The 14,110-nt window shown below is 67.5% G+C and carries 9 protein-coding genes; all 9 read left to right on the plus strand.

Annotation, left to right across the window (positions count from 1 at the left end; genetic code table 11):
* Nucleotides 1-120 precede the first annotated feature (120 nt).
* The 9 genes from ACFX4F_RS15890 (at nt 121) to ACFX4F_RS15930 (ending at nt 14,109) form a co-directional block, all read left to right on the plus strand.
* Entirely contained in the window at nt 121-2,103 is a 1,983-nt protein-coding gene (locus tag ACFX4F_RS15890; protein WP_380656964.1) for a FimV/HubP family polar landmark protein, read from the plus strand.
* Nucleotides 2,104-2,126: 23 nt separating this feature from the next.
* Entirely contained in the window at nt 2,127-2,486 is a 360-nt protein-coding gene (locus ACFX4F_RS15895) for a VOC family protein (protein ID WP_380656967.1), read from the plus strand.
* A 32-nt stretch (nt 2,487-2,518) separates the two neighbouring features.
* Complete coding sequence (truA, locus tag ACFX4F_RS15900; RefSeq protein ID WP_099819039.1) at nt 2,519-3,289, plus strand: tRNA pseudouridine(38-40) synthase TruA; 771 nt, start codon at nt 2,519-2,521, stop codon at nt 3,287-3,289.
* A complete protein-coding gene (locus tag ACFX4F_RS15905) occupies nt 3,286-3,942 on the plus strand; it encodes a phosphoribosylanthranilate isomerase (RefSeq protein WP_025876155.1) in 657 nt (218 codons plus the stop codon). Before truA ends, ACFX4F_RS15905 begins: the two co-directional genes overlap by 4 nt.
* Before the next feature lie 168 nt (nt 3,943-4,110).
* A complete protein-coding gene (locus ACFX4F_RS15910) occupies nt 4,111-4,785 on the plus strand; it encodes a DUF1449 family protein (protein ID WP_089236317.1) in 675 nt (224 codons plus the stop codon).
* Nucleotides 4,782-6,800, plus strand: coding sequence for a hypothetical protein (locus tag ACFX4F_RS15915; protein WP_380656972.1), 2,019 nt, complete (start codon nt 4,782-4,784; stop codon nt 6,798-6,800). Before ACFX4F_RS15910 ends, ACFX4F_RS15915 begins: the two co-directional genes overlap by 4 nt.
* A gap of 82 nt (nt 6,801-6,882) precedes the next feature.
* Nucleotides 6,883-12,252 (plus strand): DNA repair ATPase, encoded by a 5,370-nt coding sequence (locus tag ACFX4F_RS15920; protein ID WP_380656975.1) that lies wholly within the window; start codon nt 6,883-6,885, stop codon nt 12,250-12,252.
* Nucleotides 12,249-12,956: a hypothetical protein gene (locus tag ACFX4F_RS15925; protein WP_380656978.1), complete on the plus strand. Its 708-nt coding sequence runs from the start codon at nt 12,249-12,251 to the stop codon at nt 12,954-12,956. Before ACFX4F_RS15920 ends, ACFX4F_RS15925 begins: the two co-directional genes overlap by 4 nt.
* A 43-nt stretch (nt 12,957-12,999) precedes the next feature.
* Complete coding sequence (locus ACFX4F_RS15930) at nt 13,000-14,109, plus strand: toxic anion resistance protein (RefSeq protein WP_265953180.1); 1,110 nt, start codon at nt 13,000-13,002, stop codon at nt 14,107-14,109.
* Nucleotide 14,110 lies beyond the last annotated feature (1 nt).

A 14,110-nucleotide genomic window follows, 5' to 3' on the forward strand; every position in this document is an offset into this window, starting at 1 on the left:
GGGCAACGCCCGGCCTTTTCTGTAGAGCCGAGCCCATGCTCGGCTCTCCCCAAGCAGCCGAGCATGGGCTCGGCTCTACATGGGTGCGGACCTTGGTCCGCACGCTTTATAGTGTCGCCCATGAATAAACGAGCCAAGGGCGCACGGCGTCCGCTCACCTGTCTCTCCGCCGCGCTGCTGGCCCTGGTCAGCAGTTCGGCCATGGCCCTGGGCCTGGGCGACATCCGGGTCCTGTCCAAGCCAGGACAGCCGTTGCTGGCCGAGATCCCGGTGATCTCCGCCGATCCATCCGAACTTGAGAACCTGCGCGTCGCGCTTGCCTCGCCGGTCACCTTCGAGCGCGTTGGCCTGCAGCGTCCGGCAGGCCTGGTCAGCGAACTGCAGTTCGAATTGACCCGCAATGCACAGGGCAGGGCGGTGGTGCGGGTCACCTCGCAGACGCCCGTGGAAACACCGTCGTTGAGCTTCCTGGTCGAGGCCGACTGGGGCCAGGGTCGGCTGGTGCGTGAGTACTCGGCGCTGGTTGATGCACCGGCCAGTGCACTGGCCGTGGCCGAACCGGAGATCGTCGCGCCGGCCGGCGTGCTGTCGGACACCATCGTCCGCGATGCGCCTGCCGCCGCTGCAACTGCAGCCGAGCCGGCACCAGCCACGCCGGCAGCCGTACCGGCTGCACCGCGTCCGCGCGCTGCGGCATCTGCGCCAGCGCCAGCAGCAACGGCATCGGCCGCAGACGGCAGCGTGACCGTGCAGCGCGGACAGACCCTTTCGCAGATTGCCGGTTCGCTGGCCCGTGGCAATCAGATCAGTCGCGACCGGGCGATGATCGCGCTGTTGCGTGCCAATCCCGAAGCCTTCATCCGAGGCAACGTCAACCTGCTCAAGCAGGGCGCGGTGCTGCGCATGCCGGGCGATACCGCACTGGCTGCGGTGGATGCGGCCGAGGCAGCCGCGCTGGTTCGCGAACATGCCGCGCAGTGGCGGCAGGCCCGCACCGTGCCACAGCCGGCCGGCGCCCCGATGCCGGTGGCCAAGGCCGACGGCGCGGCTTCTTCCCCGGCTGCGGCCACAGGGGCACGACTTGAAATCGCTCCGGCGCTGGCGTCCGACGCCGCGCACGCGGGCACAACCACCGGCACCACTGCCGGCAGCGAGGGTGACATGCTGGGCAACGAACAACTGCGCCAGGCCAAGGAGGACATCGCCACCCGCGATGCCGAGATCGGCGATCTGAAGCAGCGCGTGGCGGAGCTGGAGAAGCTCAAGGAGCAGCAGCAGTCACTGATCGCGATGAAGGACAATGACCTGGCCGCCGCGCAGCAGCGCTTGGCGCAGGCGCCGGGTGCGCCGGGTGCCGGCACGCCGTGGTATTGGCTGGGCCTGCCGCTGCTGGTGCTGGTTGCCCTGGGCGCCTGGGTGCTGCGTCGTCGCAAGCCCTCGCCGCTGCCGCCGCTGCGCGAAGAACACGATGCCGCCGGCTTGGCCGCAGCGCTGCCGGCAGGTGCGGCGCTGGATACCTTGGCCGAGCACGACGCCGGGGCGGGCTTCGCAGCCGAAGGCGGGCGTCAGGGACCGGCGATGCCGGCCTGGGCCAGCCCTGCCGACCATGACGCGCCGGATGCGGAAATCCGTGAGGATGCCGCTTCGGCCGAGTGGCGGGCGGGTGAGCTTGATGAGGACGCGCTGGCTGAACTGCCTGCAGCGGTGAACGATCTGCCGCGCTGGGACGATGCTGCTGCCGCTGCCCTGGTCGCGCCGCCTGAACCGACCGAGGTGGCCGTGCCCGACTACGCGTTGCAGGCCGAACAGGAGCCTCAGTTCCGCGGTGTGTTCGATCTGCCTGCCGAACCGCATGAGCATGGGGTGGCTGCACCGATCGACCTGCACGACGACCACGCGGCCGCCGAGGACGCCGTCGGGTCTGCGGCAGGCAGTGGCCATGACTGGACGCCGCGGGTCGGCCAGGAGCGGCTGGAACTGGCCATCGCCTATCTGGATCTGGGCGACGCGCAGACTGCGCGCACCCTGCTGCAGGAGGTTACCGAAGGTGGCGATCTGCATTGCCAGGCGCAGGCCCGTGAACTGCTCGCCCGTCTGCCCTGACACCCCTTCGACAAGGACCTGCCATGACCCGCGAACGCCGCCTGGATTACGTTGAATTCGCCTCGAGCGACCCGGCTGCGAGCCGCGCGTTCTTCGAGACCGTGTTCGGCTGGTCGTTCGTCGATTACGGCAGCGACTACACCGCGTTCGACGATGGCCGCCTGCAGGGAGGCTTCTTCCGCGGCCAACCGCAGCGTGCCAGCGAAGGCTCGCCACTGCTGGTGCTGTATGCCGATCAGCTGGCGCCGATGGAAGCGGCCGTGCGCGCGGCCGGCGGACAGATCGTGCGGACCGTGTTTTCTTTCCCCGGTGGCAGCCGTTTCCAGTTCATCGAGCCCGGTGGCAACGAACTGGCGGTCTGGTCCGAGCGCGACCCGGCCTGAGCGCCGCCCCATCCGCAACATCGAGGTAGCACATGCGTTACGCGCTCGGCGTCGAGTACGACGGCAGCGATTTCAGGGGATGGCAGAACCTGGGCGAGGGCGGACCCAGCGTCCAGGCCAGCCTGGAACAGGCCCTGTCATCGGTGGCCGATACCCCCTTGCAGGTGGTCTGCGCCGGCCGCACCGATGCCGGCGTGCATGGTCAGTGCCAGGTCGTGCACTTCGAGACCGACGTGGTGCGTGATCCGCGCGCCTGGATGCTCGGCACCACCACCCGCCTGCCGCGCTCGATCGCGGTGCGCTGGTGCGTGCCGGTGGCCGATGACTTCCATGCCCGTTTCTCCGCGCGGGCACGACGCTATCGCTACCGCCTGCTCAACCGCGAAGTGCGCCCGGCGCTGGGCCGGCAGACCCTCAGCTGGGAGCGGCGCCCGCTTGATGCCGAGCGCATGCACCTGGCCGGGCAGGCCCTGCTGGGCGAGAACGACTTCAGCGCCTTCCGCTCGGTGCAGTGCCAGGCCCTGCATGCGCGGCGTGAACTGCAGTCGCTGCAGGTCAGCCGCCACGACGATGTCATCGAGGTGGCGGTGCGCGGCAATGCATTCCTTCATCACATGGTCCGCAATATTGTCGGCTCGTTGATTCTGGTTGGCAGTGGGGAGAAACCGGTGGAGTGGATCGCCGAACTGCTGGCCGGGCGCGACCGAACCGTAGCCGGTCCCACCGCTCCTGCGCAGGGACTGGTGTTCCTGGGGCCGCTGTACCCCGACAACTGGCATCTGCCCGCCGAGGTAACGCTATGAGCCGCTCCTACTACCGTACCCGCATCAAGTTCTGTGGCATGACCCGCGCCGGCGACGTGCGCCTGGCCGGCGAGCTGGGCGTGGACGCGGTGGGCTTCATCTTCGCCCGCGAGAGCAGCCGCCGGGTCGCACCGGCCGAAGCGCGCGCGATGCGCCAGGCGATCGCACCGATGGTCGACGTGGTGGCGCTGTTCCGCAACAACAGCAGGGAAGAAGTGCGCGAGGTGCTGCGCACCGTGCGGCCGACCCTGCTGCAGTTCCATGGCGAGGAAGACGAGAGCTTCTGCCGCAGCTTCAACATGCCTTACCTGAAGGCGATCGCCATGGGCGGGCGCGAGGAGATCAATGCGCGTACCCTGCAGCTGCGCTACCCCAGCGCCGCCGGCTTCCTGTTCGACAGCCATGCGCCGGGCGGCGGCGGCGGTACCGGCGTGGCCTTCGACTGGTCGCGTATCCCCACCGGCCTGCACCGGCCGTTCCTGCTGGCCGGAGGCCTGACGCCGGAGAACGTGCATGACGCCGTGCTGGCGACCCTGCCGTGGGGCGTGGATGTCTCCAGTGGCATTGAACTGGAGCCGGGCATCAAGGACGGCTACAAGATGCGTACGTTCGTGGAAGAAGTCCGGCGCTCCGACTGCGCCGTACTGGATTGAACCACGGTCAGTTTCAACGTGTCCGGTCTTCACATTTGAGCCTGCACACCTTCTTCACATAGGATGATCCCAAGCGCGCTGGTCACGAGGGCCGGCACGAGGATCGACGGAGCCGCTGTTGGCGAGCTCCGAACGGGCGCCTGGCGCCCCCGCCCAGGAAGGCAAACGATGCAGGAATTCCTCACCGTCGTACTCGGTTATCCGACCCTCCCGTACAGCGTCGCGCTGGCGGTGGCGGTTCTGTATTGGGGAATTGCCGCCTTCGGCCTGGTCGATGACGGTTTCGGCGAGGCCGGTGCCGATGGCGCCCTTGAAGGCGATGCCCATCTCAGTGGCCTGTCCGCGCTGCTGGCGCGCTGGGGCCTGGGCGGCGTGCCGCTCATGGTGGTGGTGACGCTGCTGAGCCTGTTCGCCTGGACCCTGACCTACTTCATCCACCTGTACCTGCTGCTGCCGTTGCCCGACCTGCTGCGCTGGTCATTGGGTACCGTGGTGGCGGTGCTCGCGCCACTGCCGGCGGTGCCGGTCACCGCGCTGCTGCTGCGTCCCATCCGCCGCTTCCTGCTGCGCCTGCGCCCGGTGCCGCAGGCTTCGCTGCTGGGCCGGGTCGGTGTGGTCGCCTCGCCGAAGGTCGACGCACGCAGTGGCCATGCCACCGTCGATGACGGCGGCGCCGGCCTGGTCCTGCAGATCCGCAGCGACATCGAACTGCAGCGCGGAGAGCGCATCGTGCTGGTCGAGCATGTGGCAGCACAACACCATTACCGGGTGGTCCGCGCCGACGCGGTCGCCCTCGACTTCCAGGACAACCTGCTTCCGGGCAACAAGGAGAATCATCAATGACGTTGGAATCCGTGCTCCCCTTCCTGATCATCGTGGGCGGCGTCCTCGCCCTCCTGCTCGGCGTAGCGGGCCTGTTCAAGGCGTTCTACCGCAAGGTCGACCAGGGCGTGGCGTTGATCGTCAACGACATGAGTTCCACCCCGAAAGTGCATTTCACCGGCGCGCTGATCATTCCCGTGCTGTACCGCGCCGAGCTGATGCGCATCAGCCTGATCACCCTGCAGATCGACCGCCGCGGCAAGGAAGGCCTGATCTGCCGCGACAACATGCGCGCCGACATCGCCGTGGCGTTCTACCTGCGCGTCAACGAGACCCAGGCCGACGTGCTGCGCGTGGCCAAGGCCATCGGCGCCGACCGCGCCTCGGACAAGCACGCGGTCGATGAGCTGTTCAACGCCAAGTTCTCCGAAGCACTGAAGACGGTCGGCAAGAAATTCGACTTCACCGAGCTGTTCGAGAAGCGCCAGGAATTCCGCGACGAGATCATTGCGGTGATCGGCAACGACCTCAATGGCTATGTGCTGGAAGACGTGGCCATCGACTACCTGGAGCAGACCCCGAAGTCGCTGCTGGACCAGTTCAACATCCTCGATGCGCAGGGCATCCGCAAGATCACCGAGCTGACCGCTGCGCAGAACGTGGTGACCAACGAACTGGAGCAGAACGAGAAGCTGGCCATCACCAAGAAGAACGTCGAAGCCCGCGAAGCGTTGCTGGCGCTTGAACGGCAGCAGGCCGAGGCCGAGGCACGGCAGAAGCGCGAGATCGAGACCATCCGTGCGCGCGAGGAAGCCGAGACCGCCAAGGTGCAGGAAGAGCAGCGCCAGCTGTCCGAGAACGCCCGCATCGAAGCGCAGCAGGTGATCGACATCCGCGAGCAGAACCGCATGCGCGAAGTGGAAGTGGCCGAGCAGAACCGCCAGCGCGCCGTGGCCATCGAAGCCGAGCGCGTCGAACGTGCACGCCAGCTGGAGCAGGTCACCACCGATCGCGAAGTACAGCTGCAGGGCGTGGAGCGCGACAAGGTGGTTGAGCAGGGCAAGATGGACGTGGCCAACATCACCCGCGAACGCATCTCCATCGACAAGACCGTGGCGCAGGAAGAAGAGCGCATCAAGGAAGTGCGCGAAGTCTCCGAGGCCGACCGCCAGAAGCAGGTGCTGATCCTGGAAGCGGAAGCCAAGGCGCAGGAATCGCTGGTGCGCGAAGTGAAGGAAGCACAGGCCCGCGAGACCGCTTCCAAGCACCGCGCGGTAGAGCTGACCACGCTGGCGCAGGCCGAGCACGAAGCTGCCGGCAAGCAGGCCGAGGCCAAGCGCCTGCTGGCCGACGCCTTCCGCGCCGAGCAGGCCGCACCCGGCCTGGCCGAAGCGCAGGTGCGCGAAGCGTCGGCGCTGGCCATCGAGAAGGTCGGCATCGCCGAGGCGCGCGTGATCGAAGCAAAGGCCGAAGCGAACCTGAAGCAGGGCAGCAACGAGGCGCGCGTGCTGGCCGAGACGCTGCAGGCACAGGCACAGGGCGAGGAAAAGATGGGCCTGGCCCGCGCCACCGCCACCGAATCGCTGGGCAACGCCGAAGCCGGCGTGGTGCAGAAGAAGCTGCTGGCCGAGGCCGAGGGCCTGGTCCGCAAGTTCGAAGCGATCGCCTCGCTGAGCGACCAGGCACGTGGCCATGAAGAGTTCCGCATGATGCTCGACAACAGCCTCAAGCAGGCGCTGGCGTCGATCGAAGCCGGCAAGGAAGTCTCGCGCGAGAACGCCGGCGTGATCGCCAGCGCACTGCGCAATGCCGACATCGACCTGATCGGTGGCGACGGCGGCATGTTCGAGAACCTGATCAAGGCGGTGTCGCTGGGCAAGTCGATCGAAGGCTTCGCCGGCAAGAGCCCGATCGTGCAGGACCTGATGCAGCGCTACCTGGGCGTCAACGTCGCCGACAATGCACCGCGGCAGATCGCCGAGGACGCGGAGACCGTGCCCGTCGCGGCGACCGTTGTGGTCGACAGCGCGCGCTGATCCACCCGGCGATGGCCGCCGCCATCGCCCACCCGTGCCGGCCGCATCGACGGCCGGCCGTCCGTGAGCCGGAAACCTGCTGATGTCCGAAACCAAACCGTCCACCGAGTCCGCCGCACCAGAGGCTGCCGGCGATACCGTCGACCAGGCCGTTGCCCAGGGCGGCGCCTATGAAGTCCTGCGACGCCGTCTCGGCGAACAGGGCCAGCGCCTGCAGGCCGTTGCCGAGCAACTGAACCGCCAGCGCCTGGCCGAGTTCGGCGACAGCCGCCTGGAGGTGGTCGGCCGCTTCCGCATCCGCAGCGAGAACAACTGTGTCGGCCGCGACATCGTCCAGGTCGGCCCCGACCGCCTGCTGTTCGGCTACAACGTGTTCATCGGGCTCAAGACGCAGACCCGCATCGAAGATGTGTTCGGCCTGTACCGGCTGGTACAGGGCACTGAGGGCTACGACGTCGCCGCGCTGGAGCTGAAGGGCAGTTTCCTCGACCAGCCCGGCTTCGTGCACGACTTCAACGAGCTGTACGCGTACTACAAGCATGCACGCCTGCTGCAGCTGATCGTGGTGGGCGACAAGCTGCTGGCCTCGTTCCAGATCGGCGAGCGCAGCAGCGACGTGCGCGTGTTCCGCTGGGCGCTGTCACGCGAAGGTGAACTGACCTATCTCGATGCACGTGGCGAGCGTGACATCGCCTTGCCGCCGCCCTTCGATTTCGAATGGACCCGCGCCACGCGCGACCTTGCCGTCAACGGCCGCCACTCGCATCTGAACATCCTCGACACCCTGTTCGTGGAAACCACCGGTGGCGACCTGACCATCAAGGTGGAGAACAACACCGAAACCGGGCAGGGCATCTACAGCGAGCCGGTGGAGGACAGCACGCAGTCGCTCGACGACGCCCAGTTCGAGTTTGCCCGGGTCGGCTCGCTGGTGCTGCTGAAAGTGCTGCCCTACCGCGAAACCGAATGGCGCGGACTGATCTACAACACGCTCACCGGCGACATCGTGCGCAACGATGCCATCGTCCAGGCCTGTGTGCAGCTGCCCGAGGACCACGGCATCATCTTCCCGGGCGGCTATTACCTGCAGGGTGGTGAGCACAAGGCGTTCGACGCCTCGATGGATGGCATGCAGTTCAAGCGCAGCATCCGTTCGCCCAACGGCGAGGACGTGCTGTACATCTTCTACGAGCGCGAAGGCGGGCGCTCGGCGCTGTTCGTCTACAACACCATCCAGCGCGTGCTGCAGAACCCGGTGTTCGGCCACGGCTATGCCTTCATGCAGGACGGGCGCATGGTGCTGTTCCATGCCGAAGGCAGCGAGCCGACCCGCATCCATCCGATGCAGGTCTGGCAGACGCCTTTCAGCAGCGATGAGTTCGCCGCCAGCCGTCCGCCCGGCAATACCTTCATGGGGCGCATCGGCAACGCCGAGCTGGTGCGTGGTATCTCCAACCTGTTCAACCTGGCGCGCGAGATCGACGGCCAGGATGTATCGGTGCAGCGCTACCAGCGCCTGGTGGCCGACACCCGGCGGCTTTTCGATGCCCATCATTGGCTGGGCGACGAGGCCTGCGATGGTGCCGAAGCGTTGCTGCGGCAGATCAGCGCCACCGGGGAATCGGTGCTGGACGAATACGAGAAAGTGCAGTCGATCCGCCAGCAGTCGGCGCAGGCGATGGCCGAGGCCGAGAGCACGCACAAGGCGTTGCTGGGCCGGCTGCAGCCGGAAAACTGGAACGAGGTGCAGGCCTTCGTTGAAGCGCTCAACGCGATCACCGCGCTGCGCGGTCGACTGCTGACCATCCGCGAACTGCGCTACATCGATACCGCGCGCATCGAGGCGATGGCAGCGGAGCTGGTGCAGGCGCACGACCGTGTCGGCGCCGCCACCGGTACCTTCCTCGCCGGCGATGCGGCACTGGCGCCCTTGACCGCTCGCATGCAGGCGCTGGACGAGGCCGCACAGCAGGCCGCCAGTGCACGCCAGCTGGATGAGCAGCTGGACGGCCTGCGCGCCATGGCCGGTGATCTGGACATGCTGTCCGAGCTGATGGCCGGGCTGAAGGTCGACGATGCGACTGCGCGTACCCGCGTGGTCGAATCCATCTCGCTGCTGTACGGGCGCCTCAACCAGGCGCGCGCACGTGCCGAACAGCGCCGCAGGTCGCTGGGCTCGGCCGAAGCCGTGGCCCAGTTCGCCGCCCAGTTCGCCCTGTTCTCGCAGTCGATAACCAGCGCGCTGGCGATGGCCAGCGACCCTGAGCGTGCCGATGAACAGCTGTCGCGCCTGCTGGTACAGCTGGAAGAACTGGAGAGCCAGTTCGGCGAGCACGAGCAGTTCCTCGGCGACATCCTGAGCAAACGCGAAGAGCTGGTCGAGGCCTTCGACACGCACAAGCAGGCCCTGCTGGATGATCGCCAGCGCAAGGCGCGCTCGGTGCTCGATGCCGCCAACCGCATCCTCGACGGCCTGGGCAAGCGTACCGAGCGGTTCGGCACGGCCGACGAACTCAACGCGTTCTTCGCCGGCGATCCGCTGATCCTCAAGCTGCGTGAACTGGCCGAGCGCCTGCGTGCGCTGCGCGACAACGTCAAGGCTGACGATGTCGAGGCGCGCCTGAAGGGCGTGCGCGACCAGGCCGTGCGCCAGCTGCGTGACCGCAGCGACCTGTACGAGGCCGGCGGCAACGTGGTCCGCCTTGGCCCACGCCATCGTTTCAGCGTGAACACCCAGGCGCTGGACCTGACCCTGCTGCCGCGTGGCGAAACCCTTGCCATCCATCTCACCGGCACCGACTTCCTGGAGACCCTGCACGATCCCGAGCTGGATGCGCTGAAGCCGTTCTGGCAGGTGACCCTGGATTCGGAATCGGACGCGCTCTACCGCGGCGAATACCTGGCCGGGTGCCTGTTGCTGGCTGCGGAGCAGGGCCGCGATGGCCTGGACCTGGCCCAGCTGCAGCATGATGCAGCCGAACCCGAAGCGCTGGACCAGCGGGTCCGCGCGTTTGCCGCGCCGCGTTACCGCGAGGGTTACGAGCGCGGTATCCATGACCATGATGCGGCCCTGATCCTGCGCGCGCTGTTACCGTTGCAGCAGGCCGCCGGCCCGCTGCGGCATTCGCCGCATGTGCGTGCGCTGGCACTGCTGTTCTGGGCTGCGCGGCAACGCGATGAAGCCGTGGCGCAGTGGCCTGGCCGGCAGGCCGGTGCGGAGGCGATCGCACGCCTGTTCGGTTCCGATGAGGGGCGTCAGGCCCTGCGCGCGGAAATGGCGAAGGCGCTGCATGAGCATGCACTTGCGCATGCACTGCCGTTCGACGCCGCCGCCGCCGATGCCGCAGCGGCGTATCTGGGCGAAGAGCTGGTCGCCGGCGAGCCGGTGTTCAGCAGCAGCCGCCACGCGCAGGCGCTGTTGGACGCGTTGTCGCAGCAACTGGAGCAGGCGGGCCAGCGTGAAGCGCTTGAACGTGCGCTGCAGCGCTCGCAGGATCCGCTGGCCACGCGCTGGGCGTTGGCCGGGCAATGGCTGCGGGCGCTCGCCGGGCTGCCGGCACAATCGGCGCACGCCGGCTATGTCGAAGAAGCGGCAGCATTGCTGCTGGTGCAGCGACAGCTGCGCACCCGTGCCAGCGATGCACCGCTGCAGGCGGAGGTCAGTGGCCTGCTGGGCGAGCATGCCCGCATCCACAATGGCAGCCTGACCGTGTCACTGGATGATTTCCTGGCACGCCTGCAGCACCACCTGCAATCCTTCGTGCCGGCCTTCCATGCCTATCAGGCGGTGCGCCAGGGCATCATCGGCCGCGAGCGCGAAACCCTGCGGCTGTCGGAGTTCAAGGCGCGGCCGTTGTCGTCCTTCGTGCGCAACAAGCTGATCAACGACGTGTATCTGGGCGTGATCGGCGACAACCTGGCCAAGCAGATGGGCACCGTTGGCGAGAACAAGCGCAGCGACCTGATGGGCCTGCTGATGATGATCTCGCCGCCGGGCTACGGCAAAACCACGTTGATGGAGTACGTGGCGCATCGCCTCGGTCTGGTCTTCATGAAGATCAATGGTCCGGCGCTGGGCCACGAGGTGCGTTCGCTGGATCCGCAGCAGGCACCGGACGCGACCTCGCGGCAGGAGCTGGAGAAGCTCAACCTGGCGCTGGAGATGGGCAACAACACCATGTTGTATGTCGATGACATCCAGCACACGCACCCGGAGTTCCTGCAGAAGTTCATCTCGCTGTGCGATGGCACGCGGCGTATCGAAGGCGTGTGGCGCGGCCGTACGCGCACCTACGACATGCGTGGCAAGAAGTTCTGCGTGGTCATGGCCGGCAACCCGTACACCGAGTCCGGCGAAGTGTTCAAGATCCCGGACATGCTGGCCAACCGTGCCGACATCTACAACCTCGGCGACGTGCTCGGCGGCATGGAAGCAGCCTTCACCCTCAGCTACATCGAGAACAGCCTGACCTCCAACCCGGTATTGGCACCGCTGGCCACGCGCGAGATGGCCGACCTGTACCTGCTGGTCGACCGCGCGATGGGCAAGGATGTCTCCAGCAACGGCCTGAGCCATGCCTACAGTGGCGCCGAGGTCAACGAAATCACCGCCACCCTGCAGCGCATGCTGCGCGTGCGCGACGTGGTCTACAGGGTCAACCAGCAGTACATCGCCAGCGCCGCGCAGGACGACCGCTATCGCGCCGAGCCGCCATTCCGCCTGCAGGGCAGCTACCGCAACATGAACAAACTGGCGGAGAAGATTTCGCCGGTGATGAATGACGACGAGCTGCAGCAGTTGATCTCCGACCACTATCTGGGCGAAGCGCAGCTGCTGACCACCGGTGCCGAAGAGAATCTGCTGAAGCTGGCCGAGCTGCGTGGCGTGCTGGATGACGAGCGCGCGCAACGTTGGGCGCAGATCAAGCGCGATTTCCTGCGCAACAAGGCGATGGGCGCCGGTGACAGTGACGTTGGTGGGCGCGTGGTCGCGCAGCTGGCCGACATCGCCAGTGCGTTGCAGCTGCCACCGCCACCGCCGGCAGAGGTGGCCGTCGTGCCGGAGCCTGCGCCATGGCCGGCCCTGCTGGCGGCGCTGCAGCGCCTGGCGGATGCACGGCCGGCCAGCGCGCCGGCCGCACCGCAGCCCGCAACCACGCCATTGGCCGAAGACCTGCAGGCCGGTCTGGCACCGCTGCTGCAGGTGCTGGTCGCCTCGCAGGAGCAGCAGGTGCAGCTGTCGCAGACGTTGGCGGCCTTCGCCGGGTGGGCACGGCAGCAGGTGACTGCCGATGTGGCCACGGCCGACACGCGTCGTCGTCCGCGCGTGCGTCGTGCAGCGACACCGGAAGAACGTGCGCTCGACGAAGCGCTGATGCGCCACTTCTACGGTGAATCATTGCCGCCGGAAACGGTGGCTGATGACGGCCCACGTCCGCCGCCACTTCCGTGACCTGCGTACGCTCCCTGCCCGAACCCACGCTTGCGGCGTGTGCCGACGTAGCCGCGCTGGCTGCGTATGGCAGCCCCTTGCTGCAGCTGCTGACCGAGCCGACACCGTTGCAGGCCGACGCGGGCGGCGAAGGCCTGGTGGCTGCGCTGGCGCGGATCGCGTTGGCCCTGCAGGCCGGCGATCCGGCGCGGCTGCGGCGGCAGGAGGGCTGGTGGGGGCGCCTGCTCGGCCGCGATGTTGCACGCGAAGCGCAGGCGCAGGCGCTGCAGGCGCAGCTGGGTGTGCTGGCGCTGCAGGCCCGCGAGCAGGCACAGGGCCTCGCACAGCGTGTGCAGCAGCGTGCCCGGGCCATCATCGACAACGATGCGGCTGCCACCGCGTTGGAGGCCTGGGCCACGTTCGGCGCCGCGCAGCTGGCGACGCTGGAAGGTGCTGCGCAGGCCGCACTGGCGCCGCGCGTGGACCACCTGCAGCGGTTGGCCACGCTGCGGCGCATCGAAGGCGGGCAATGGCAGCTGCTGCAGGAGCAGGATGAAGCCCTGCTGCAGCGCTTCGTCCGCATCCATGATGTGCTGCTGCCGGCCTGGCGCCAGGCCGCGCTGGCACGCCAGGCTCAGGCGCAGGCTGCACAGGCCACGCAGGCAGCCGCGCTGCAGGCGCAGATCGACGACGAAGTGGCCGCTGCTCAGGCTAGACTGCGCTGAGCCGGCCGCCGCTGCCGCTTATCCACTGCAAGGACACTGCCCGATGACCCAGGACAGCCAGAACTCCGGCACGCTCGTGCCCGCCACCACGCCCGTTCCCGAACTTGATGACAGCACGTTGAAGGCCCTCGGCCTGGTCCGCGACGATCTGCCGCGCATCGCCGAAATCGGCCGCGAGCTGGAAGACCTGCGCCCAGGCAACCTGCAGGTGTTCGGCCGTGAAGCCGCCGCACGGACCACGGCCTTCTCCAGCCAGCTGCTGGACCAGGTGCGCAATCGTGACCTCGATGCCAACGGCGAGAAACTCGGGGAAGTGGTACGCATCGCGCGCGAGCTCAAGCTGGATGGTTTTTCGCAGCGCTCGAAGGTGCCCTTGATCGGTGGCCTGATCGATCGCCTGCGTTCTTCCAAGGGCGAACTGGTGCAGAAGTTCAGCGACACCAATTCGCAGATCGAACAGCTGCTCGGCGACGTCGGCGCGCAACAGGCGCTGATGGGCAAGCGGGTGAGCGATTTCGACCGCATGCACGACATCGTCCGCGAGGAGCGTCACGCCCTGGGCCTGTATGCCGCCGCCGGCAAGCAGCGCCTGGCCCAGCTGCAGTCCGAGCAGTTGCTGGGGCAGGGCAGCGAAGACCCGCAGCAGCGCATCCGCCAGAGCGAGATCGACAATGCGATCCGCCTGATCGAGAAGCGCGTCTCCGACCTGCAGCTGATGCAGCACGCGGCTGATCAGTCGCTGCCGATGATCCGCCTGATCCAGGCCAATGCGCTGCAGCTGATCGAGAAGTTCAACACCGTCCGCGACATCACCATCCCCTCGTGGAAGCGCCAGTTCGCGATCCAGTTGTCGCTGGGAGAGCAGAAGAACGCGGCCGAACTGGCCAATGCGATCGATGATGCGACCAACGAGCTGATGCGACGCAATGCCGACCTGATGCGCCAGGCTTCGGTGGACACCGCACGCAGCAACCAGCGCGGCGTGATCGACGTGGCCACGTTGCGCCACGTGCACGATCAGCTGATCGCCACCGTCGAGGAAGTGCGCAGCATCCACCGCGAGGGTATGCAGCAGCGTCAGCAGGCCGAAGTCGAGTTGTCGCGCCTGCGCGAGGACCTGCAGCAGCGCCTGGCGGCGCCGACGGCGCCGTAGG

This window comes from Stenotrophomonas sp. YIM B13575 (assembly GCF_042787595.1).
Classification (GTDB): Bacteria; Pseudomonadota; Gammaproteobacteria; order Xanthomonadales; family Xanthomonadaceae; genus Stenotrophomonas; species Stenotrophomonas lactitubi_B.

Excerpts from the sequence above, each read along its gene's own strand:
- ACFX4F_RS15905 (WP_025876155.1), top strand. The coding sequence starts at position 3,286 with ATGAGCCGCTCCTACTACCGTACCCGCATCAAGTTCTGTGGCATGACC.
- ACFX4F_RS15895 (WP_380656967.1), top strand. The coding sequence starts at position 2,127 with ATGACCCGCGAACGCCGCCTGGATTACGTTGAATTCGCCTCGAGCGAC.
- ACFX4F_RS15930 (WP_265953180.1), top strand. The coding sequence starts at position 13,000 with ATGACCCAGGACAGCCAGAACTCCGGCACGCTCGTGCCCGCCACCACG.
- ACFX4F_RS15890 (WP_380656964.1), top strand. The coding sequence starts at position 121 with ATGAATAAACGAGCCAAGGGCGCACGGCGTCCGCTCACCTGTCTCTCC.
- ACFX4F_RS15915 (WP_380656972.1), top strand. The coding sequence starts at position 4,782 with ATGACGTTGGAATCCGTGCTCCCCTTCCTGATCATCGTGGGCGGCGTC.
- ACFX4F_RS15910 (WP_089236317.1), top strand. The coding sequence starts at position 4,111 with ATGCAGGAATTCCTCACCGTCGTACTCGGTTATCCGACCCTCCCGTAC.
- ACFX4F_RS15920 (WP_380656975.1), top strand. The coding sequence starts at position 6,883 with ATGTCCGAAACCAAACCGTCCACCGAGTCCGCCGCACCAGAGGCTGCC.
- truA (WP_099819039.1), top strand. The coding sequence starts at position 2,519 with ATGCGTTACGCGCTCGGCGTCGAGTACGACGGCAGCGATTTCAGGGGA.